General features: G+C 31.4%; 22 protein-coding genes. 8 read left to right on the forward strand and 14 right to left on the reverse strand.

Going from position 1 to position 21,856, the window contains the following annotated elements; genetic code table 11:
• Positions 1-85: 85 nt before the first annotated feature.
• A complete protein-coding gene (gene ytxJ / locus NST10_RS06170) occupies positions 86-406 on the reverse strand; it encodes a bacillithiol system redox-active protein YtxJ (protein ID WP_000985617.1) in 321 nt (106 codons plus the stop codon).
• A 153-nt stretch (positions 407-559) separates the two neighbouring features.
• Positions 560-1,438 (reverse strand): EMYY motif lipoprotein, encoded by an 879-nt coding sequence (locus NST10_RS06175; RefSeq protein WP_000724887.1) that lies wholly within the window; start codon positions 1,436-1,438, stop codon positions 560-562.
• Between the two features lie 119 nt (positions 1,439-1,557).
• Here NST10_RS06175 and NST10_RS06180 point away from each other — a divergent pair, with 119 nt between their 5' ends.
• From NST10_RS06180 to NST10_RS06190, 3 genes are all read left to right on the forward strand, one after another.
• Complete coding sequence (locus NST10_RS06180; protein WP_000287208.1) at positions 1,558-2,076, forward strand: GrpB family protein; 519 nt, start codon at positions 1,558-1,560, stop codon at positions 2,074-2,076.
• A gap of 126 nt (positions 2,077-2,202) precedes the next feature.
• Complete coding sequence (gene murB, locus NST10_RS06185) at positions 2,203-3,126, forward strand: UDP-N-acetylmuramate dehydrogenase (protein ID WP_000608444.1); 924 nt, start codon at positions 2,203-2,205, stop codon at positions 3,124-3,126.
• A gap of 17 nt (positions 3,127-3,143) precedes the next feature.
• Positions 3,144-3,458, forward strand: coding sequence for a CHY zinc finger protein (locus tag NST10_RS06190; protein ID WP_001127269.1), 315 nt, complete (start codon positions 3,144-3,146; stop codon positions 3,456-3,458).
• A 316-nt stretch (positions 3,459-3,774) separates the two neighbouring features.
• On the opposite strand, the gene NST10_RS06195 is transcribed toward NST10_RS06190, so the two are convergent.
• From NST10_RS06195 to nrdI, 7 genes are all read right to left on the reverse strand, one after another.
• A complete protein-coding gene (locus NST10_RS06195; protein WP_339211901.1) occupies positions 3,775-4,803 on the reverse strand; it encodes a siderophore ABC transporter substrate-binding protein in 1,029 nt (342 codons plus the stop codon).
• A 114-nt stretch (positions 4,804-4,917) separates the two neighbouring features.
• On the reverse strand, positions 4,918-5,679 hold the full coding sequence (locus tag NST10_RS06200; protein ID WP_000616865.1) for an ABC transporter ATP-binding protein: 762 nt from the start codon (positions 5,677-5,679) through the stop codon (positions 4,918-4,920).
• The gene (locus NST10_RS06205) at positions 5,676-6,632 is read right to left on the reverse strand and encodes an iron chelate uptake ABC transporter family permease subunit (RefSeq protein WP_001245566.1); all 957 of its coding nucleotides are present in this window, start codon (positions 6,630-6,632) and stop codon (positions 5,676-5,678) included. Before NST10_RS06205 ends, NST10_RS06200 begins: the two co-directional genes overlap by 4 nt.
• Positions 6,619-7,590, reverse strand: a complete 972-nt coding sequence (locus NST10_RS06210) for an ABC transporter permease (RefSeq protein ID WP_000876311.1) — start codon at positions 7,588-7,590, stop codon at positions 6,619-6,621. The genes NST10_RS06205 and NST10_RS06210 overlap by 14 nt, the downstream gene beginning before the upstream one ends.
• 376 nt (positions 7,591-7,966) lie before the next feature.
• Complete coding sequence (gene nrdF, locus NST10_RS06215) at positions 7,967-8,938, reverse strand: class 1b ribonucleoside-diphosphate reductase subunit beta (protein WP_000562498.1); 972 nt, start codon at positions 8,936-8,938, stop codon at positions 7,967-7,969.
• Between the two features lie 119 nt (positions 8,939-9,057).
• Complete coding sequence (gene nrdE / locus NST10_RS06220) at positions 9,058-11,163, reverse strand: class 1b ribonucleoside-diphosphate reductase subunit alpha (RefSeq protein WP_000855505.1); 2,106 nt, start codon at positions 11,161-11,163, stop codon at positions 9,058-9,060.
• On the reverse strand, positions 11,126-11,524 hold the full coding sequence (nrdI, locus tag NST10_RS06225; protein WP_000692521.1) for a class Ib ribonucleoside-diphosphate reductase assembly flavoprotein NrdI: 399 nt from the start codon (positions 11,522-11,524) through the stop codon (positions 11,126-11,128). The genes nrdE and nrdI overlap by 38 nt, the downstream gene beginning before the upstream one ends.
• A gap of 801 nt (positions 11,525-12,325) precedes the next feature.
• Here nrdI and NST10_RS06230 point away from each other — a divergent pair.
• From NST10_RS06230 to NST10_RS06245, 4 genes are all read left to right on the forward strand, one after another.
• The gene (locus NST10_RS06230) at positions 12,326-13,192 is read left to right on the forward strand and encodes a DMT family transporter (RefSeq protein WP_001068491.1); all 867 of its coding nucleotides are present in this window, start codon (positions 12,326-12,328) and stop codon (positions 13,190-13,192) included.
• Between the two features lie 19 nt (positions 13,193-13,211).
• Complete coding sequence (gene queF / locus NST10_RS06235) at positions 13,212-13,712, forward strand: preQ(1) synthase (protein ID WP_000930016.1); 501 nt, start codon at positions 13,212-13,214, stop codon at positions 13,710-13,712.
• 29 nt (positions 13,713-13,741) lie between these two features.
• Complete coding sequence (locus NST10_RS06240) at positions 13,742-13,990, forward strand: hypothetical protein (protein WP_001791367.1); 249 nt, start codon at positions 13,742-13,744, stop codon at positions 13,988-13,990.
• A gap of 61 nt (positions 13,991-14,051) precedes the next feature.
• Positions 14,052-15,557: a peptide MFS transporter gene (locus NST10_RS06245; RefSeq protein WP_000193750.1), complete on the forward strand. Its 1,506-nt coding sequence runs from the start codon at positions 14,052-14,054 to the stop codon at positions 15,555-15,557.
• 77 nt (positions 15,558-15,634) lie between these two features.
• Here NST10_RS06245 and NST10_RS06250 read toward each other — a convergent pair whose 3' ends face one another.
• On the reverse strand, positions 15,635-15,736 hold the full coding sequence (locus NST10_RS06250) for a hypothetical protein (RefSeq protein WP_031788440.1): 102 nt from the start codon (positions 15,734-15,736) through the stop codon (positions 15,635-15,637).
• Positions 15,737-15,826: 90 nt separating this feature from the next.
• On the opposite strand from NST10_RS06250, the gene NST10_RS06255 reads away from it, so the two are divergent.
• Positions 15,827-16,744, forward strand: coding sequence for a diacylglycerol kinase family protein (locus NST10_RS06255; RefSeq protein ID WP_000429002.1), 918 nt, complete (start codon positions 15,827-15,829; stop codon positions 16,742-16,744).
• Positions 16,745-17,295: 551 nt separating this feature from the next.
• Here the strand turns inward: NST10_RS06255 and NST10_RS06260 are convergent.
• The 4 genes from NST10_RS06260 to NST10_RS06275 form a co-directional block, all read right to left on the reverse strand.
• On the reverse strand, positions 17,296-17,838 hold the full coding sequence (locus NST10_RS06260) for a 5'-3'-deoxyribonucleotidase (RefSeq protein WP_000197262.1): 543 nt from the start codon (positions 17,836-17,838) through the stop codon (positions 17,296-17,298).
• A gap of 158 nt (positions 17,839-17,996) precedes the next feature.
• A complete protein-coding gene (gene hisC, locus NST10_RS06265) occupies positions 17,997-19,055 on the reverse strand; it encodes a histidinol-phosphate transaminase (RefSeq protein ID WP_000663016.1) in 1,059 nt (352 codons plus the stop codon).
• Between the two features lie 239 nt (positions 19,056-19,294).
• Entirely contained in the window at positions 19,295-20,809 is a 1,515-nt protein-coding gene (locus tag NST10_RS06270; RefSeq protein WP_000180987.1) for an ABC transporter permease/substrate-binding protein, read from the reverse strand.
• The gene (locus NST10_RS06275; RefSeq protein ID WP_000589241.1) at positions 20,802-21,779 is read right to left on the reverse strand and encodes an ABC transporter ATP-binding protein; all 978 of its coding nucleotides are present in this window, start codon (positions 21,777-21,779) and stop codon (positions 20,802-20,804) included. Before NST10_RS06275 ends, NST10_RS06270 begins: the two co-directional genes overlap by 8 nt.
• Positions 21,780-21,856 lie beyond the last annotated feature (77 nt).

Here is a 21,856-nt window from a genome sequence, read left to right on the forward strand (position 1 = left end):
CCAAACTACTCTGATTCACACGAATTTAAGTTGTGCTATTCACGTCTAGTAGTGTAAGGCAAAATGTTCCAACCCTATAGTTTCATTATTCTTCTGCTTGTGCTAATGACGACACATTAATATCACCGTGGTCTCGATTCCAAACCATTTCACCATTTACAAAATAAAATGCTTGAGGTGATTCATGTTTAACGTTCGTTTTTTTAGCAATATAATCTGACAAATCGCGTTCTTGTTGGACAATCAAATAATAACCGTCCATATCGCGTTCATATAAAAATTTATTAAATTGATCGTACGCATTTGCCGATATTGGACAAGTTTCACTATGTTTTAATACAAAAACATATTTATTTTCCTCAATAACCTGTTCAAATTGGTCAATTGAACTTAGCTTTATAGCCACTCTATTCACCTCTAAAAATATTTATCACATTTAAATAGCATCTGCGTGACATTTTTATACATATAGTTAATATCAATGTTTACCATTATACACATAGTAAGTTGACATGTTAACCATAAATTCAAAATTTTTAACTTTGAAAAATGATTATAGTTATTTTTCTTCTAATTTTTCAAGCTTTTTTTCAAAGGCTTTATCGCCGTGAGTTATATCTATACCCTTTTTCGGCAACTTATCTACATCGACTTTTGATAACTTCTCACTAACCTTTATTGTTTCAATACGTGTATTATAATAGTTCTGCAGACTGTAATACATTTCTATTGCGTTTTTCCTTGCATTATTAACATGCTTATCACTAATATTAGTTTGGTTAATATCGGTAATTTGTTTTTCAATCATTGGCATAATGTGATTTTTAATCGCGCCTTTTACTTCATTTTCTTTACTATCATCTAGGTTCTTTTTCGCAGTATCTCTTAACGCTTTATTATTATGTTCTAATTTTGTCGTAAGATTAGTTGCTTCACTTTTATTATCAGCTAATTTAATTTCTGATTCAACTTTGTATCTATTTTTTTCAAATTGTTTCGTATAATCTAAAATGTCTTCGTTATACTTGATAGATTGATTACATAAACCTATGAATTTTTTTAATTGATATATCGCATCCTTCTTCTCATTTGCAAGCGTCATATATTCTTTTTTTAATTTCTTAACTTTCATTGTATCATCAGGCAAATTTTTTGCTGACTTATAATATGCTTCAAATTTAGGTATGAGATGGTTTTTAACATCTTCTTGTAGTGCCTTAAATTCTTTACTATTTTTATCAGTTGTATCAGTTTTACTTAGATGATCAATTTCTTTCAAATGTATATTATCCATGACATGTTGTAATTCTTTTTGTTTTTGCTCAACATCTTTAAATTGCTTAGTAAATTGATGTTGTGCCTCTTTTTCTTTATTACCACAAGCACTTATTACTACAAATAAAATCGCTAAAACAGCGATAATAACAATTTTTTTCATGATTGCACTCCTTAACAGATTCATTATACAAAAACATGTTTATTATGAAAATGAATTATGTTATAGTATTCCAGACTTTATCGTGATTAAATTAATTTTCAATATCAAAGGAGTTTATCATGTATTCAAATGTTCAACCATTCATTAATAGTGATTTAACTAATTGTTTTCAATCACAATACACTGAAATTGAATCATTATTATTCAACCTCTTAGACAGCCCAGTAAAATATACAAAACATATTGGCGGTACGAATCATTTTAAATATTCAACAGAGCCAATTTTAGATATTTTAGTAGGTGTAGAAAATTTGCATGATATTACATCCTTAGATGAAAAACGCTTAAATTATGTAGGGTTTTATCGTTTGCATCATAAATATAATAAAAAGGTTATGATGGCGAAGTTTAACAATTTTCATGAACTAAAACAACAGGTGCGTCTACATATCATTCAAATGAATACCCAAACATTTGAATCTTATCTTGCACTTGATCGTCTCTTATCGACTAATGATGAGATCGCTTTACAATTCAATACTAAAAAGCATCAAATATTGCAACATAGCTTAACAATTAGACAATATGAGATGCAAAAGCAACAATACTTTGAAAAACTATGTAAAAAATACTTATAACGACAATAATGCCGTATTTTATATTTATACTAATTCTAATACTTTCTTTTCAATTTTCGCAAATGAATTTTAAAATTGGTATAATACTATATGATATTAAAGACATGAGAAAGGATGTACTGAGAAGTGATAAATAAAGACATCTATCAAGCTTTACAACAACTTATCCCAAATGAAAAAATTAAAGTTGATGAACCTTTAAAACGATACACTTATACTAAGACAGGTGGTAATGCCGACTTTTATATTACCCCTACTAAAAATGTAGAAGTACAAGCAGTTGTTAAATATGCCTATCAAAATGAGATTCCTGTTACATATTTAGGCAATGGCTCAAATATTATTATCCGTGAAGGTGGTATTCGTGGCATTGTAATTAGTTTATTATCACTAGATCATATCGAAGTATCTGATGATGCAATTATAGCCGGTAGCGGCGCTGCAATTATTGATGTCTCACGTGTTGCTCGTGATTACGCACTTACTGGCCTTGAATTTGCATGTGGTATTCCAGGTTCAATTGGTGGTGCTGTGTATATGAATGCTGGCGCTTATGGTGGCGAAGTTAAAGATTGTATAGACTATGCGCTTTGCGTAAACGAACAAGGCTCGTTAGTTAAACTTACAACAAAAGAATTAGAATTAGATTATCGTAATAGCATTATTCAAAAAGAACACTTAGTTGTATTAGAAGCTGCATTTACTTTAGCTCCTGGTAAAATGACTGAAATACAAGCTAAAATGGATGATTTAACAGAACGTAGAGAATCTAAACAACCTTTAGAGTACCCTTCATGTGGTAGTGTATTCCAGAGACCGCCTGGTCATTTTGCAGGTAAATTGATACAAGATTCTAATTTGCAAGGTCACCGTATTGGCGGCGTTGAAGTCTCAACTAAACACGCTGGTTTTATGGTAAATGTAGACAATGGAACTGCTACAGATTATGAAAACCTTATTCATTATGTACAAAAGACCGTCAAAGAAAAATTTGGCATTGAATTAAATCGTGAAGTTCGCATTATTGGTGAACATCCAAAGGAATCGTAAGTTAAGGAGCTTTGTCTATGCCTAAAGTTTATGGTTCATTAATCGATACTGAAACACGCTGTCGCCATTATTTTACCGAAGAAGATATTATTGCAATTAAATTTAAATGTTGTAATAAATACTATCCATGCTATAAGTGCCATAATGAGTTTGAAAAGCACGCCATTAAGCGTTGGTCTGAGCCTTCATTTAACGAAAAAGCAATCTTATGCGGTGTATGCAAACATGAATTAACAATCAATGAATATATGATGGTTGAGCGTTGTCCTAATTGCCAATCTCGATTTAACAATCGCTGCAAATATCACTATCATATTTATTTCGAAATTTAAACAACATAGCCAAAAAATTATAGGGAGTGGGATAGACATGATAAAGCACCACTTCTGTAGAATTTCTTTTTGATATTCTCTATGTTTGGAGCCCGGCAACTTACATTGTCTGTAGAAATTGGAAATCCAATTTCTCTATGTTTGGAGCCCACAGGTATTGAAATGAGCTTGTTACAAGTATATGTTCATTCAACCAACGACTGACAACAGAACATTTTAGAGTCTAGGACATTGATTGACGTCCCAGATTCCCTTTTTTAAAGCAAAGAGGGGAACAATGATTAAGACCTTTAACCATTGTTCCCCTCTTTTAAAATTATTTTACAACTTTTTCAAGTTCATCAATTTGTTTAATTGTAGTTGTAGTTGATCCAGCTGCAAAGTACCATAATTTAGGGTCTAAATTATAAACTTTGTCTTCTTTAATTGCTTTAACATTTTTTAATACAGGATTATTTAATGCTTGTTTCGCAGTTGATTTACCACTTACAGCCTGTCCTCTATCCATTGCTAAAATAACATCTGGATTTTCTTTATTAATGTATTCGTTAGAGACATTTTGTCCGTGGTTACTATTGCTTACGTTTTTATCAACCGCGTTGAAACCTAATGTATCGTAAACTAATCCACCGAAACGACCTTTAGGTCTAAATGTTGATAATTCACCTTCATTAACTAATAAATACATAACTGATTTGTTGAACTTCTTAGTTTTATCTTTCATTGAAGCAATTTTGTTATCTAAATCTTTATTTAATTCTTTAGCTTTATCTTCTTTATCGTAAATTTTACCAATATTTTCAGTGTTTTGTTTCATTGAACTAATTAAATTCTTTTCATCTGCACCAACGTAAACAATTTTTGCTTTTGGTGCAGCTTTTTTAAATTCATCTAAATTCTTTTGATTTGCTGTACGGCCAGAGATAAAGATTACTTCCGGTTTTGTTGCTGCAATTTTATCGAAATTAACTTCTTTCAAGTTACCAACATTTGTATACTTGTCATCTTTAAATGACTCTAAGAAATTCGGTAATGACTTGCCGCCTTCACCTTTAGGTAATGCTTTTACTTTGTCTGATAAGCCCATTTCTTTCATTACATCTAATGCGCCATAATCTAATACAACTGCATTTTTAGGGTTCTTTGGTACTTCAACAGTTTCTTTAACTTTTTTAGCATCGCTACCATCTTTTTTCTCGCCACGCATTTTATAGTTGTTTTCAATTTTTACTGTATCTTTAGAACCTTTAGTTTCTGATTTTGATTGTTCTTTATCAGAATTGTTACCGCATGCCGCTAATAAAAACATTACTGCTACTACTAAATATAAGACTGTTTTCTTCATAATATAATATTCTCCTCTTTTGGCTTAATCTGTGTGCTTGATGTGAAATACGAATAAATACTTGTTAACCCTTCTTTAATTGGCGCATCACCCCTTTAAAGTGTCTCCAAATTATCAATCCTTAAAATATAAACAAATCCTTTGATTTCTTATATGTTCAATTTGAATATCCATGTCATATAAATCACTTAAAACACTACTTTGAATGACATTATCTTTCAAATCTGATTTAACTAGTTGTCCGTTTTTCATTGCTACAATCTGATCTGAATAACAGGACGCAAAGTTAATATCATGTAACACAATGACAATCGCTTTATTCATTTTATGCGCTAACATTTTTAACGTTTGCATAATTTGAACAGCATGCTTCATATCTAAATTATTTAACGGTTCATCTAAAAGAATATATTCAGTATCTTGTGCAATGGTCATCGCTATATAGGCACGTTGACGTTGTCCACCAGACAATGATTTTATATTACGCTTTCTAATATCTTGTAATTGCAACAAATCTAAAGCATCATTAACAATTTCATGGTCTTCTTTCGTTAAACGTCCTTTAGAATATGGAAATCGTCCGAAATTAACTAATTGTTCTACAGTAATGTTCATTTCTGTATGGTTCGTTTGCTTTAAAATCGATATCTTTTTCGACAAATCATTGTTTTTATAATCAGACATAAGCTGTCCATCTATTTTTACTTCCCCTTCATCAAACCGAATTAAGCGACATATCGCTGAAAGTAACGTACTCTTCCCTGCTCCATTAGGTCCAATTAAAGAAGTCAACTTACCTTTTTCAATTTCTATGCTAATATCGTCCAATATCATTTGATTATTTATAGTTTTAGTTAAATTCCCAACTTGAATCATTGCGCATTTCTCCTTCTAACTAATAGATAAATGAAATAACTTCCACCAATTAAATCAATAAGTATACTCATTTCTGTCGTAGCCTCAAACACATTTTCAACTACCCATTGCGCACTAAATAAACTAATCCAACTCAAGCAAATTGTCGCGATTAATATATATTTATGTTCATACGTCTTCATTAGTTCATGCGCTAGATTTACAGTCAATAAGCCTAAAAATGTAATTGGTCCTACTAATGCAGTTGACACAGAGACTAAGACAGAAACTATTACAAGTAGAATCCGCGTTAATTTTTCATACGATATCCCCAGATTAATTGCTTCAGCACGACCTAAAAGCAATACATCTAAATATGGCAATAGAAAAATTGTAATGACTAATATGATTACTAATAATACTGCTGAAAAAGTAACTAAATTCGAATTAGAAGCATTAAAATTAGCAAACATACTACTTTGTATTGCTAAAAATGACTCAGGATCCATAATCAATTGAATAAAACCTGTAATACTTCTAAAAAATGTTCCTAAAAGGACACCTATAAGTAAGATAAAGTAAATTGAAAAATGTCCAATTTTAAAGATACCTTGGAATAGGATTAGTGCGAATAACACCATCGTTATAAGTGTTAATATAAAGTTCAAATATACATTAGTAACCCATACCGATTGAATTCCAAATAAAAAGACGGGCAATACTTTGATAAATAAATAAACTGCATCTAATCCCATTATTGATGGTGTCAATAAACGATTATTTGTAATCGCTTGGAAAATAACAACGGATGTTGCAATGGCAGCACCTACTAAAATAATTAATATGAACTTTCTTAAACGACTTGAAAATTGATATTCAAATATATCAAAATCAATACCAACAAATAAGTACAGCATACTAATTAAGAACGTGACTGCAATTAAAAGCATTATTTTTTTATTATTGTTGCGCATAATTTTTCCTACCTTTCATAAGTAAGATAAGGAAAATGATTGTTCCAAATACACCTATTGTTAAACCAATATTAATTTCATATGGATAAACTACAATTCTGCCAACTATATCAGAAAACAATACAAAGATGGCACCTAACATCATCGTATGAGGAATTGCATTTTTTAAATGATCGCCTCTATAAATCGAAATAATATTTGGAATAACTAAACCTAAGAAGGGTAAAGTTCCAACTGTCACAACGACTAATGCCGTAATTGTGGCAGTAATAAATAGAGCAATATTGATTAATTTTTCATAACTCAAACCTAAATTATTGGTAAAGTCTTTACCCATACCTACAATTGTGAAATGATTTGCAAAAAGATATGTCAATGCTAAAAGAGGAATACTTAAATACAAGATTTCATAACGTCCACTTGTGATAATGGCAAAGTTCCCGTTAAGCCAGTTACCAATGCTTTGAACTGCGTTTGTACGTAATGAGATAAACGTTGTAAAACTAGCGACAATGCCACCCATCATAATCCCTAATAGTGGTACAAAGATGACATCTTTCACTTTGATAAAATCAATAATTTTAACAAATAAAAATGTTCCGCTGATGCTGCAAATAACAGCAAATACTAGTTTTAATAAAATATGACCAGTTGGAAAGAATAATAGGGCAATTAAGATTCCTAATTTTGCCCACTCCATCGTCCCAGCTGTAGTTGGACTAACAAACTTATTTTGCATCATTTGTTGCATGATTAGGCCAGCTAAAGCTAATGAACTTCCAGCAATTAAAATACTCATCGTTCTCGGTATTCGGCTTGAGAACAATATATTTTGCTGTGAGTCTGACAAATGAAAGATATCTTTAATAGACAGTTCACTGACACCTATAAACAACGAAATAATTGTTAGCAATATAAGTAATAGAAGCAAAATTTTTCCCTTTAATAAATACTTCATTACAAAATTTTCTCCCTTTAATTTAATGATAATTATTATCATTGATAACATTTCTCATTAATGGTATCGTTTTTTGTCACTCATTTCAATAGCCTTTCAAATAATTTATTGTCAATTTTATTGATATTTGCAATTAAAATAGAAATCATTTTTTGTAAATGTGTAATTTAGATGTATATAGTAAAATAGCACACCCTTTTGTAATGCAGTATCTTGTATACTTTCTAGCCTCATTGGCATCATTAAATGCCATTTTTACTTTTTCAAAATGTGCATACGTTTTTAAGTTATAGAAAAAAGACCTTCAACATGTAGGAGTCAAGACGAAACGAATCGCTATTATCCTTTCATGTGAAGGTCTTTTTAATTTTAATTATTATTTGTTGTCAAATACAAAGTCATCATCTTGTAATGCTTCTACATTTAATGCTAATACATAACCATCACCTTTTACAGAGAAGAAGTCATGGTTTTTAGTTGTTGTATCTAAGGCATTCTCAATAATTGGGTTAAATTCACGTTCCTCAAAATAAGGTTCAAAACCTAAATTTGAAAGTGCTTTATTTCCATTATATTTAACATAGTTTAACACATCTTCAGTGATTCCAAGATCATCGTATAACATTTTTGTGTATGACTCTTCATTTAAATACAAGTCATTTAGCAATTTATACATTTCTTGGTCAGCTTTTTGCTTCTCGCTTTCAGATAGTTCATTTCGTAAATGCTGCGCATCTAAACCAGTAAACACACCATGAATAGATTCATCTAAAAGAATTTTACGAATGATTTCGCCTGATGTCGTCATTTTTCCTTGACCAGCTAAATATAGCGGATAATAGAAACCAGAGAAGAATAAGAATGTTTCTAAAAATACACTCGTAACTCTGGCCATATATTGGTCATATATGGAAGCTTCTTTACCCCAAAGTTTGTGGTAATTAGCAACAATTTTATCTGATTTATATTTTAAATGTGGCTCTTCTAAAACCCATTCATCTAATAAATAGTTTGTTTCACTAGATGGTAATAGCGTTGTGAAAATATGCGAATAACTTTTCGCGTGTATTTGCTCCATCATCGCCATAAATGAATAAACTGCTTTTTTTCTTAAGTCAGTCGTATGTAGCATGACTAAAGGCATACCATCATCTGCTTGATGTGTATCTAAGCCTGTTAAACCAGCTAATGCTTTTTTAAATGTGTCTTGTTCAGCTTCTGACAAAGTCTTCCAACTTGCAATGTCTTTTGATACTTTAAATTCTGTTTCAACCCACATTTGAGATATATTTTGTCTCCAAAACATATTCGTCATATCTTCTTGTGTGTTCCAATTAACAGCTATCATGAATATAATTTCCTCCTGTAATGTTACTCTCAATAATTGACAAATATAGACATGGCAGACTAATCATCTGTTATTTTAAACGAGATGATTAGTTGTTTGTCATTTTTTACGTTTACTTATTAGATAGAACAACTTGTACATTCTTCTACACTTAATAATTTATTTCTAGTATAGTAAAGTGATTTTAATCCTTTATAGTGCGCATATACATATAATCTTGCTAACTCACGTGTAGAAATTTCAGAATTAACATAAAGTATCGTTGAGATACCTTGGTCAATATGCGTTTGAATTGTCGCAATTAAATCGATTAATTTCATCTGATCAGTATTGAATGCAGATTTGTAGTACCACATTGTTTGAGGCGATAAGAATGGCATAGGGTAAAATGTTTCCGCATTACCATAAGTACGACGTTCAATTTGATCTACTATTGGCATTACAGAACTTGTAGCATTTTGAACATAAGAAATACTTTGTGTTGGAGCAATAGCTAATCTATATGCATGATATAAACCATATTGTTCAACATCTTGTTGTAGTTTCTTCCAATCCTCAGAAGTAGGAATAGCCATACCGTCAAATAATTCACGTACTTTTTCGAATTGAGGTTCAAATTCTTGAGTTGTATAGAACTCGAAATATTTGCCATTAGCATAATCAGACTTTTCAAAGTCTTGATATTTGATACCACGTTCTTTAGCGATTTCCATTGAACGTTCGATTGAGTAGAAATTCATCATCATAAAGAAGATATTTGCAAAATCTTTTGCTTCTTCTGACTCATAACCAATTTTATTTTTTGCTAAGTAACCATGTAAATTCATCACACCAAGACCAACTGAATGTAATTCACTATTAGCTTTTCTAACTCCTGGAGCATTTTGAATATTTGCTACATCACTTACAACAGTTAATGCGTCCATACCAGAGTGAACTGAATCTCTGAATTTTCCGCTTTCCATTACATTTACAATGTTTAATGAACCTAAGTTACAAGAAATATCACGTTTAATTTCGTCTTCAATACCATAGTCGTTAATAATTGAAGTTTCTTGTAATTGGAAAATTTCAGTACATAAGTTACTCATCTTAATTTGTCCAATATTTGAATTCGGATGAACTCTATTAGCATTATCTTTAAACATTAAATATGGATAGCCTGATTGTAATTGTGTTTGCGCAATTAAATTCAACATTTCACGTGCATTCTTTTTCTTTTTCTCAACATTTGGATTTGCAACCATATCATCATAATATTTTTCTAAATCAATATCGTCTAATGTAACACCGTATTCTTCTTTAACTGTATGAGGTGCAAACATATAAAAGTCTTTACCTTCTTTAGCTAAATCGAAGAATTTAGATGGAACAATTAAACCAGTTGATATTGTAGATAAACGTAAATCTTCATCCGCATTTACTTTTTTAGTATCTAAAAATTCTTCTACATCATAATGGAAGATATTTAAGTACACAGCACCAGCACCAGGGCGTTGACCTAGTTGATCTGCATAGCTAAAGCCACCTTCAAGTGACTTAGCAATAGGTAAAACACCTTTCGCTACGCCTTTAATTCCTTTAATCGCTTCACCACGTGCACGCAATTTAGATAAGTTAATTGCTACGCCGCCACCAATTTTACTTAATTGTTTTGCAGTTGAATCAATAAAGTTAATTGAATTTAAGCTGTCATCCACTTCTAATAAGAAACATGACACTAGCTCACCACGACGCGCACGGCCGGCGTTTAAAAATGTTGGTGTCGCTGGTTGATATCTTTGTTCAACCATAGCAGAAATAAATTGTTTAGCTTGTGCTTTATTACCATTTGCTAGGTATAAAGCAACAATTGCAACGTGTTGATTATAGTCTTCTAAATATTGACTTTTATCATTTGTTTTCAAAGCGTAATCTTTGAAAAACTTACTAGCTGACATATAACTTGCAAAATTAAACGGGATTGATTTTGCATAATCAGTGATTTCAATTAGATCCGCTTCACTATAAATATCAAACACATTGAAATAAAAATCGTTGTCTACTAAATAACGTAAACGCTCGATTTCAGTGTCGAAGAAGATTGTTTTATCTTTTACTTCTTCTAAATAAGCTACTAAAGCTTCTTGGTCTTTTTCTAAACTAAAGAATCCATCTTCTCTTCGTTTAGTGACCTCATTATTTAATTCAATATGATTGTACTTTTTCTCTTCCATGGTTTTCATTAAAATTACCCACCTTGTTCTTAAATTCAATAACGTCTTTGTTTTTTCCATGTAACTCAAACTTCATTAATAAAGGGACATTATACTCTTCTGATATCGTGCGACCCGCTTTTGCGAAATTTAGTCCCCAATTTCGATTACCGCTAGCTGCCACACCTCTGATGTATTGATGATTAACTTCTAAAAAAGATTGAACGGGTTCTGGTACTTCTCCAAATCCAATAGTGCCAGTAACGATAATAAACGGTTCATGAACTGGTTCCATACAATTTTCTGCTGTAATCTCAAGCGTATTTTCAAGTTCTGTTCTCTTAATGAAACGACGGACATTTCCAGTAAATGAAAAATATATTATTTTCATTGGATCACCTTCTTTCTTCAACCCTTTTAAATTAAGTAGTCATTACAATTAAAAAATGCTTTAACAACGTCGCTACTATGGTTATCTCAGCATTGTATTAACTATAATGAAGCTACTTATTTTCTCAAATGTAAACCAATTGCATAGATTTATATTTGAGAAAATAGTAGCTTATATGGGTTGAATGTATAAAAATCACTATATGTAGTGTTTAGATCATTAGATACCTTCCATTTGCTCAGTACATTTTCTAAAAAATATGACTATTCATTGATAATAACTATTAAATTTCTGTGTTAAATTACTTTTAAATGTAATTTCTTCATAAATAAAGCATTTGCATACAAAACACAAGATATTGTGTCTTTTTCGTTTAACCAACACTATATTATGTGTTTCATTATACATAAGACACACTATGATTTAAAGTGTCATTTTCTAATCGAATGTTCGTAAAACGTTCCAACTAGGCACCAATACTTAATTAGAAAAACTTGAACAAATTAAAAAAATTTTTTCAGTAGATATCACTTGATTTTTTAAAATCTGTGTCAATCTCAATTGTATCAACAGAAATCAAGAAAAAGCTTATTAGCTTGATACTGAATTGATATTTGTTTTATGTAATAACACAAACATTCATAAAAGTGTAATGCCCTATTATTCCGACAAATAAACACAGAACACTTGTTCGATAAAGTCTATTATAGTCTTTTTATAGTAAATTTCAACTATTTATGCACAACATGTTGTTTTATGCTAATATAAATACGTTAATTTTATATAAAAGAGGCGATAAAATTGAATCCTAAAGTAAAAGGTATCATTGCCATTTTAATTTCGGCTATTGGTTTCAGTTTTATGTCAGTGTTTTTCAGACTTGCAGGTGATCTTCCTGTTTTTCAAAAATCATTAGCACGAAACTTAGTAGCAATGTTTATTCCATTATTTTTTATATATAAATATCATCAACCAATGTTTGGTAAACTCTCAAGCCAACCATTATTATTAACACGATCAACACTTGGACTCATAGGTGTATTATTAAATATTTACGCCATTGACCATATGGTACTTAGCGATGCTGATTCACTAATGAAACTCAATCCTTTCTGGACGATTTTATTAAGTATTGTTTTCTTACATGAAAAGGTAAGGAAATATCAAATAACAGCAATGATAATTGCTATTTTAGGTATGCTTTTAATAGTGAAACCTGAATTTTCATCATCTATGATTCCATCACTAGCTGGACTATTTTCAGGTATTTTTGCTGCATCGGCATATACGTGTGTACGCGCACTTAGTACTAGAGAAGCACCATATACTATAGTATTTTACTTCTCCTTATTTTCTGTCATCGTTTTAATACCTTTCACTGCATATACCTATGAACCAATGAGTCAAACGCAAGTGCTTTATCTATTAGGTGCTGGTTTAGCTGCAGCTGTAGGTCAAATTGGCGTTACATTGGCATATAGTTTTGCTGCTGCGAAAGATATTTCTATTTTCACATATGCATCTATAATTTTCACAGCAATACTTGGATTTATTCTATTTGGAGAATCTCCAGATTTCTATGCAACATTAGGTTACGTCGTTATTATCGGTGCAAGTTATTACATGTTTGAAAAAGCACGCCGAGACGCCAAAGTAATAAAAAAATAAATTTAAAGGAGCGCTTTTTATGGCACATGGCCGTCAACAAGATGAATTACAAGATATAACTTTATTAGGAAATCAAGACAATACGTACAATTTTGACTATCGTCCTGATGTATTAGAATCGTTTGATAATAAGCATCAAGGTCGTGACTATTTCGTAAAATTCAACTGTCCAGAATTCACATCATTATGTCCGATTACTGGGCAACCAGATTTTGCAACTATCTATATTTCTTATATTCCAAATGTTAAAATGGTTGAATCAAAATCGTTGAAACTTTACTTATTTAGTTTCAGAAATCACGGTGATTTCCATGAAGATTGTATGAATATAATTATGAATGACTTGATAGAGCTTATGGATCCACATTATATTGAAGTTTGGGGCAAGTTCACACCACGTGGTGGAATTTCTATTGACCCTTATACAAACTATGGACGACCAAATTCTAAATACGAACAAATGGCTGAACATCGTTTAATGAATCATGATTTATATCCCGAAAAAATAGATAATCGTTAAATGTATCATTTAATAAACACACCAATAAGTTGATTTTCCTAACTTATTGGTGTGTTTTTCATTTAGCATACATAATAGGTTACATTAAAATAACATTTTATACCAAAGTACACCAAAAGAATATTAGTACACGAATTAAACAACATTTTTATAGAAACCTATTGCACTTTAACGTCAATAAGTATATTTTTATATTATCTCTAATTAATTGTGCGCGCTTAATAACAGAATATTCTCAATATTTTTATTTTTTTGTGATTTGTGAAATATTTAGTTGATAAGGCACAATCAAATTTACTTAAACTATTGTATTAGGGGAAGAAAGGATGGGATGTATAAATGACACAACAAAACTCCCATGGAAATCAAATTCAAGACATACCTCAAACAGGATTTTTCGGGCATCCTCGAGGGCTAGGCGTACTCTTCTTTGTAGAGTTCTGGGAAAGGTTTAGTTATTATGGCATGCGTGCCCTACTCATTTTCTACATGTACTTTGCCGTAACAGATAATGGCCTTGGAATTGATAAAACAACAGCTATGTCAATTATGTCAGTTTATGGTTCATTAATCTATATGACATCAATACCAGGCGGATGGATTGCTGACAGAATTACAGGTACTAGAGGCGCTACTTTATTAGGTGCAGTCTTTATTATTATCGGACATATTTGTTTAAGCTTACCATTTGCATTAATCGGCTTATTCACATCAATGTTCTTCATCATTATTGGTTCAGGTTTAATGAAGCCAAACATTTCAAATATCGTTGGCCGTTTATATCCTGAAAATGATAGACGTATGGATGCAGGTTTTGTTATTTTCTATATGTCAGTTAATATGGGTGCATTATTATCACCTATTATTTTGCAACACTTTGTTAATGTTAAAAACTTCCACGGTGGATTCTTGATTGCAGCTGTTGGTATGGCATTAGGTTTAGTATGGTATGTACTTTTCAACCGCAAAAACTTAGGTAGCGTTGGTATGAAACCTACTAACCCATTGACACCAGCTGAAAAGAAAAAGTATGGTCTTATTATCGGAAGTGTTATCTTAGCAATTGTATTAATTATCGTTATTGGTGCATTAACTAACTCATTATCATTTAACTTAGTTAGTAATACTGTTTTAGTATTAGGTATTGCATTACCAATCATTTACTTCACTTTAATTATTAGAAGTAAAGATGTCACTGATACTGAACGTTCTCGTGTTAAAGCATTTATTCCATTATTTATTCTTGGAATGGTGTTCTGGGCTATTCAAGAACAAGGGTCTAATGTATTGAACATTTATGGAATTGAACATTCAGATATGAAATTAAACTTATTTGGTTGGAAAACAAACTTTGGTGAAGCGATTTTCCAATCAATTAACCCATTATTTATTTTATTATTAGCTCCAATTATTTCACTTTTATGGCAAAAGCTTGGAACTAAACAACCTAGCCTGCCAGTGAAATTTGCAATTGGTACGTTCTTAGCAGGTGCGTCATACATACTAATTGGTATTGTAGGTTATGCATCAGGTTCATCAAACTTCTCAGTTAACTGGGTTATTTTATCGTACATTATCTGTGTTATCGGTGAACTTTGCTTATCACCAACGGGTAATAGTGCTGCTGTTAAGTTAGCACCTAAAGCATTTAATGCCCAAATGATGAGTATTTGGTACTTAACTAACGCTTCTGCACAAGCAATCAATGGTACATTAGTTAAGTTAATAGAACCACTAGGTCAAACAAATTACTTTATCTTCTTAGGTGTTGTTGCAATTATTGTTACAACAATTGTATTAGCATTCTCACCTTTAATTATTAAAGCAATGAAAGGTATTCGTTAATATTGTTGGCCTAATTCAAAAAACAGTAAGTCATTTAAATGGCTTACTGTTTTTTTATTGGTTTCTAATAATTAAATTCAAGATATCAGTATAAATAAAAACTTAATATGCTCGTTATAGACAACTATAACTATATTTTCTCGTCCCACTCTATAGACATCAATTTCAGTTATTACCATTTTCTCTATTTAAAAACATATTTTTGGTATTAACAATTAAAAGTGGGTATATATATTTAATGAACCAATTTTTAGAAAGTAGGCTAAACTATGGAAAATAAATATACACATGGTGTCCTCTTTTACCATGAACACAGTGGATTAAAAAATATTAATCAAGGTATCGGGGAAGTTACAACGGCATTAAGTTCAATTTGTAAGCATCTTTCTATTCAATTGAGTGAAAACGAAGGTGACATAATTAAATATTGCCAAGAAATTAAAGCTAAAGATTATGCAAAAGATGTAGATATATTATTTATTCTTGGCGGTGATGGCACGGTTAACGAACTTATAAATGGTGTTATGACACACGACCTTCAACTCCCTATTGGCATTTTACCAGGCGGTACTTTTAATGATTTTACAAAAACGCTAAATATAGCACCTAATCATAAACAAGCTAGTGAACAAATGATTTCTGCACAAGTTGGTACATACGATGTAATTAAAATAAATAATCAATATGCACTCAACTTTGTTGGCTTAGGTCTAATTGTTCAAAACGCTGAAAACGTACAAGATGGTTCAAAAGATATATTTGGTAAATTGAGTTATATTGGATCAACTGTCAAAACACTGCTAAATCCAACACAATTTAATTATCAATTATCAATTGATGATAAGACATATTCTGGCGAAACGACCATGATACTATCAGCAAATGGTCCATTCATTGGTGGTAGTCGAATACCATTGACTGATTTGTCTCCTCAAGATGGTGAACTGAACACTTTCATTTTTAATGAACAAAGTTTCAGTATTTTAAATGATATTTTTAAAAAGCGTGATAGTATGAATTGGAATGAAATTACTCAAGGTATTGAGCATATACCTGGTAAAAAGATTTCACTTACAACAGATCCAACAATGAAAGTTGATATTGATGGCGAAATTTCATTAGAAACACCTATTGATATTGAGGTTATACCAAATGCCATTCAGTTGCTTACTGTCAATGATTTGTAAGCATCCGGAATGATATTAACGCGATATTATATTAGGTTTAAAGTGTAATCATAAGATTCAACGTACGTAATATTTGTTGGTATTAGCTTTAAGCTATTACCCTGTTTCAAAAACAGACATATAATTTTGGCGCATGCCACTAAAATGATTGATGTTGTATTTTAAATCATAGTGGTTTATGTGCCTTTTTCAAATTCTATAAAAAATCGGATGAAGTGTAATCTGCCATAGATTAACACATTCATCCGATTTATAATAATGAGATAGACTAACATTTATTGAGAGTGGGATGGAAATGATAAAGAACGACTAATGGTTGATTATGTAGCGATTCTTTATCATTAGTCACAGCTAATGTGTACTTAAAAATAGGATTGCATGAGTTACACTCATGCATAAGAAATACTAATTTCTAAAGAAAAAGTATTTCTTTATGTTGGGGCCCCGCCCCAACTTGCATTGTTTGTAGAATTTCTTTTCGAAATTCTCTTTGTTGGGGCCCCAGTATATGCATTTTATTTGCTACATGAAAGGCTTCGAGTGACATATTTTTATTTCTCAATATTATCTAAAAAATACTGTTCTACATCTTTCCAGCTATTTACGCGTTCAAATCGATCATCATTAATATTATGCACTGCTGTAAACATAATCGGTGTACCAGTAAAAATTTCAAGCTGTCTAGGATTGTCATCTATTAAATAATCAGCTTTAACGATGTTTTTTCTACCACAAAAAACAAAATGCTGTGGATCTAAGAATGGAAAGAACTCTAGTAACCATTCATATTTATCACTGAATGATGTTGGTACATCCATTGCTGCTGTAGCAATATATACATCATAATGTTCAGTTAATTTTTTTACAACTTCTTGTGCATGCGGCATCACTTTAAGGTGTCTGAAGAAGCCTGGTTCTCTTAATACTTCTGTAATTAATCCATCATGTTCAGGAATAACATGTTTAAGTTTTTGACCATTCAAAGCTTCCATTTTAATACCTAAATCCGCTCTAAAATTGACAGCATCAATGATTTCTCCTAATGTATCTGCCAATACTTCATCCATATCAATCGCGATTGATTTACGGGTCATTTTAATCTTCTCCTCAAAATATCAGTATTGATTCAGTATAGCAAAAAAGCAATTGATACAAAACAATATCATCTATTGTTGCTTTTTACACTGAATACTCTCACCTCATCATTCACACTGCATTTTGTCACATATTCATACCATGTGGTGCCCACTTACTATTCGTATTTAAAGTTTGATAAAACTTCTAACATTTTACCATTTTGTTCTTTAAAACCAATTGTAATTCTAACACCAGTTGGAAATGGTCGCGTAATACACCCTACATTTAAAAGTGCTTCATAAAGTTCATTTACCCGCTTTGTTTTTACAAATATAAAATTCGTTTGACTTGGTAAGAAATGCTCACTTTGAGGTAATTGATAAAATCTTTCACGTTCAACACTATTTTTATGTGTTACCTCTTTTAAATATTGTTGATCTTCAAGTGCTGCAACTGCTGCGTATTCAGATATACGTGTCACATTAAATGGTGGTCTAATGATGTTCCATTTTTCAATCGCATGTTCGCTTGCTACCACATATCCTACACGTAAACCCGCTAATCCATACGCCTTTGAAAATGTACGTAATAAGAATGCATTGTCATATTTTTGTTGCAAAGCAAGTGTATCCGGGTAGTCCTCTGCTGTCACAAATTCAAAATAAGCTTCATCTATGAGTACCGGAACATGTGATGGTACTTGAGATAAAAACGAATCTAAGCTCTCATGATTAAAATACGTACCTGTAGGATTATTTGGATTACATAACCATACCAATGACGTGTCATCATTAACTTCTTTTAAAATGCCATCTAAGTCGAAGCCACCATCTTTTAAAGGTACCTGTATCACATTAGCTGATTCAACAATCGCATTGTGATAATATTGACCGAATGTCGCTTCACTTGTAACAATAGTGTCCCCTGGCGTTAATACTGCTCTAGAAATCATTAATATAACTTCATCTAATCCCGCACCAAATAAAATGCGTGATTGATCTACATTTAAATGTTTACTAATCGCCGCTTTTAATGTCGGTGATCCTGTTTCAGGATAATAATATAACTCATCTAAGTGTGCTGATATCGCTTCTTTAACTTTAGGCGATGGTCCATACAAATTTTCATTTGATGCAAGTTTATATAAATCTCCTTCAATGCCATACTTTTCTTTCAATGCCCTTGGTGATAAACCAGGCTGATATGCTGATAGTTGATTAAGTTGTTCTTTCATAATAAAAACAACCTCCTTAGAATTAACTGAAATTTTAAAAAACTTATATTCATTATATCGCTCTATGTTTCTAAAATGCAATGCTACTATTTTCACACATTACTAGCTTACATTGTGTTTAACATGTCATATTTTTTAATCAGTATTGCATGTTTAAATTGAACATAAACATAGATGTAAATATAGCAACGCCACATAAGATATAATGGCGTGCCCCTCATCTTATGTGGCGTTGGTCGTTATTTGATTAACCCTTTTGCTTTTAAATAATCTTTCGCAACTGTATATGGGTCTTCATTTTTAACTGTTACTTTATAGTTCATCATTTGCATATCTTCATCAGATATTTTGTTTTCTAGTTTGTTTAACGGTTTCTTAATTTCTGGATGTTTCTTTAAAAAGCTTTCTTTAAATAATGGTGCTCCTTGATATGGTGGAAATACGTGCTTATCATCTTTTAACACAACCATATCATATTGTTTTAATTCAGCGTCAGTTGAATATGCATCAATTAAATTAATATTACCTTTATTAATCGCTTGATATCTCAACTTAGGTTCCATTGTACGTATGTTATCTAAATTTAAATTATAAGCCTTTTGAACAGCTTTGTACCCATCTGGACGATCATTAAATTCCAATGTAAATCCTGGTTTAAGTTGATCTTTAATCTTATTTAAATCACCAATTGTACGTATATTATGTTGTTTAGCAAAATCACGTTTTACAGCTAAAGCATACGTATTGTTATATTTCATTGGTTTTAACATAGTCATTTGATATTTCTTTTCAAGACTTTGCTTAGCTTGATCATATACTTTTTTCTCTTCTTTTGACTTCAATGGTTCTTTTGTTAATTCACCTAAAACTGTTCCAGTAAACTCTAAATACCCATCTATATCGTCAGATTTTAAAGCATTAAATAAAAATGCTGTTTTGCCCATACCATCTTTCACTTCTACAGTATTTTTGGTCTCTTCTTCTATTAAAATTTTATACATATTTGTAATAATCGAAGGCTCGGAGCCAAGCTTTCCAGCTAACGTAATTTTATCACCTTTTTGTGCAAACATAGGAATAGCGATGGCCAGTATAATAATCATCACTATAACACCTAACGTCATCAATAACTTTTTATAAGATAATTTAGCCATAAATCTTAAAATTAAATCAAATATAATTGCCAATAAGGCTGCTGGAATTGCACCTAATAATATCAATGATGCATTGTTACGGTCTATACCTAATAAAATTAAATCTCCTAGTCCGCCTGCACCAATTAATGCTGCTAGTGTTGCTGTACCTATAATTAATACCATAGCCGTTCTTACACCAGCCATTATAACAGGCATTGCTATTGGAAGTTCAACTTTAGTTAAACGTCTAAATGGCTTCATACCTATACCTTTAGCCGCTTCAATGAGCGATGGATCAACTTCTTTAATTCCAGTATACGTATTCCTTAAAATTGGTAACAATGCATACACTACAAGTGCGATAATTGCTGGCACACGACCGATACCAAATAAAGGAATCATTAAACCTAATAATGCCAACGATGGTATGGTTTGAAGAATTGCCGCAATATTCATTACGATTTCAGATATCGTTTTAGTCTTCGTCAATAAAATACCTAATGGTACCGCAATAGCAGTTGCAATCAATAATGCGATAAATGATATTTGAATATGTTCTATCATTGTCGAAAATAGTTGCCCCTTACGCTCACTCAATATGTCGAAAAAGTTAGTCATGTTGAGCTACCTCCTTTTTCTGGGACAAATATTTGAAGATATCTTTCCTATCAATAACATATTGACCTACGCCATCTTCTTGCATGACAATGACACGCTCGCTCTCTGATAAATGTTGATACAATACTTCAATTTGTTGATTGTCATAAACAATTGGATAAGCGCTCATAGATGTAACCTCATCGATTGGTTTCATAATATCCAAGTCACGGATAATCGCATTCTCTTCAACACATGGCGCATCATCTTCTAAATGACTACCCATAAATTGTTTAACAAATTCACTTTGAGGATTATTTTTAAATCCTTCTGGTGTGTCAATTTGTTCAATATGACCTTCATTCAAAAGACAAATCTTATCACCAAGTTTCATCGCCTCTTGAATATCATGTGTAACAAATATGATTGTCTTCTTAATTTTAGTTTGTAATTCAATTAAATCATCTTGAAGTTTTTCTCGGCTGATTGGGTCTAATGCACTAAACGGTTCATCCATTAAAATAACTGGTGGATCAGCTGCTAACGCACGTATAACTCCTACACGTTGTCGTTGTCCCCCTGACAATTCATCAGGTTTTCTGTTTTTATATTTTTCAGGTTCTAATCCAACCATTTCAAGTAATTCATCTACTCTTTTATCTATATCTTTTTCTTTCCACTTTTTCATTTGTGGCACTTGTGCAATATTTTCTTTGATTGTCATATGTGGGAATAATGCAATCTGCTGCAATACGTATCCAATATCCCAACGCATTTCGTATACTGGATAATCACTTATTGGTTTATCTTTAAAATAAATATAACCTTCACTTAAGTGAATGAGTCGATTAATCATTTTTAATGTCGTAGTTTTTCCACAACCTGAAGGTCCAATTAGTACAAAGAATTCACCCTCATTAATATCGAAACTAATGTTATCGACAGCAACATGTTTGTCATAACGCTTAGTTACATTTTTAAACTTAATCACTTTGCCACCTCTTTTTTTCTCATAGCATAAAACCGAGATTATATGTATGTATTCCCTATTTAACCACGTTTATTACA

It is taken from the genome of Staphylococcus sp. FSL W8-0305 (assembly GCF_037966415.1).
Classification (GTDB): Bacteria; Bacillota; Bacilli; order Staphylococcales; family Staphylococcaceae; genus Staphylococcus; species Staphylococcus aureus.

Excerpts from the sequence above, each read along its gene's own strand:
- NST10_RS06175 (WP_000724887.1), bottom strand. The coding sequence starts at position 1,438 with ATGAAAAAAATTGTTATTATCGCTGTTTTAGCGATTTTATTTGTAGTA.
- NST10_RS06180 (WP_000287208.1), top strand. The coding sequence starts at position 1,558 with ATGTATTCAAATGTTCAACCATTCATTAATAGTGATTTAACTAATTGT.
- NST10_RS06190 (WP_001127269.1), top strand. The coding sequence starts at position 3,144 with ATGCCTAAAGTTTATGGTTCATTAATCGATACTGAAACACGCTGTCGC.
- NST10_RS06195 (WP_339211901.1), bottom strand. The coding sequence starts at position 4,803 with ATGAAGAAAACAGTCTTATATTTAGTAGTAGCAGTAATGTTTTTATTA.
- NST10_RS06200 (WP_000616865.1), bottom strand. The coding sequence starts at position 5,679 with ATGATTCAAGTTGGGAATTTAACTAAAACTATAAATAATCAAATGATA.
- NST10_RS06205 (WP_001245566.1), bottom strand. The coding sequence starts at position 6,632 with ATGCGCAACAATAATAAAAAAATAATGCTTTTAATTGCAGTCACGTTC.
- NST10_RS06210 (WP_000876311.1), bottom strand. The coding sequence starts at position 7,590 with ATGAAGTATTTATTAAAGGGAAAAATTTTGCTTCTATTACTTATATTG.
- nrdF (WP_000562498.1), bottom strand. The coding sequence starts at position 8,938 with ATGATAGCTGTTAATTGGAACACACAAGAAGATATGACGAATATGTTT.
- nrdE (WP_000855505.1), bottom strand. The coding sequence starts at position 11,163 with ATGAAAACCATGGAAGAGAAAAAGTACAATCATATTGAATTAAATAAT.
- nrdI (WP_000692521.1), bottom strand. The coding sequence starts at position 11,524 with ATGAAAATAATATATTTTTCATTTACTGGAAATGTCCGTCGTTTCATT.
- queF (WP_000930016.1), top strand. The coding sequence starts at position 13,212 with ATGGCACATGGCCGTCAACAAGATGAATTACAAGATATAACTTTATTA.
- NST10_RS06245 (WP_000193750.1), top strand. The coding sequence starts at position 14,052 with ATGACACAACAAAACTCCCATGGAAATCAAATTCAAGACATACCTCAA.
- NST10_RS06250 (WP_031788440.1), bottom strand. The coding sequence starts at position 15,736 with ATGGTAATAACTGAAATTGATGTCTATAGAGTGGGACGAGAAAATATA.
- NST10_RS06255 (WP_000429002.1), top strand. The coding sequence starts at position 15,827 with ATGGAAAATAAATATACACATGGTGTCCTCTTTTACCATGAACACAGT.
- NST10_RS06260 (WP_000197262.1), bottom strand. The coding sequence starts at position 17,838 with ATGACCCGTAAATCAATCGCGATTGATATGGATGAAGTATTGGCAGAT.
- hisC (WP_000663016.1), bottom strand. The coding sequence starts at position 19,055 with ATGAAAGAACAACTTAATCAACTATCAGCATATCAGCCTGGTTTATCA.
- NST10_RS06270 (WP_000180987.1), bottom strand. The coding sequence starts at position 20,809 with ATGACTAACTTTTTCGACATATTGAGTGAGCGTAAGGGGCAACTATTT.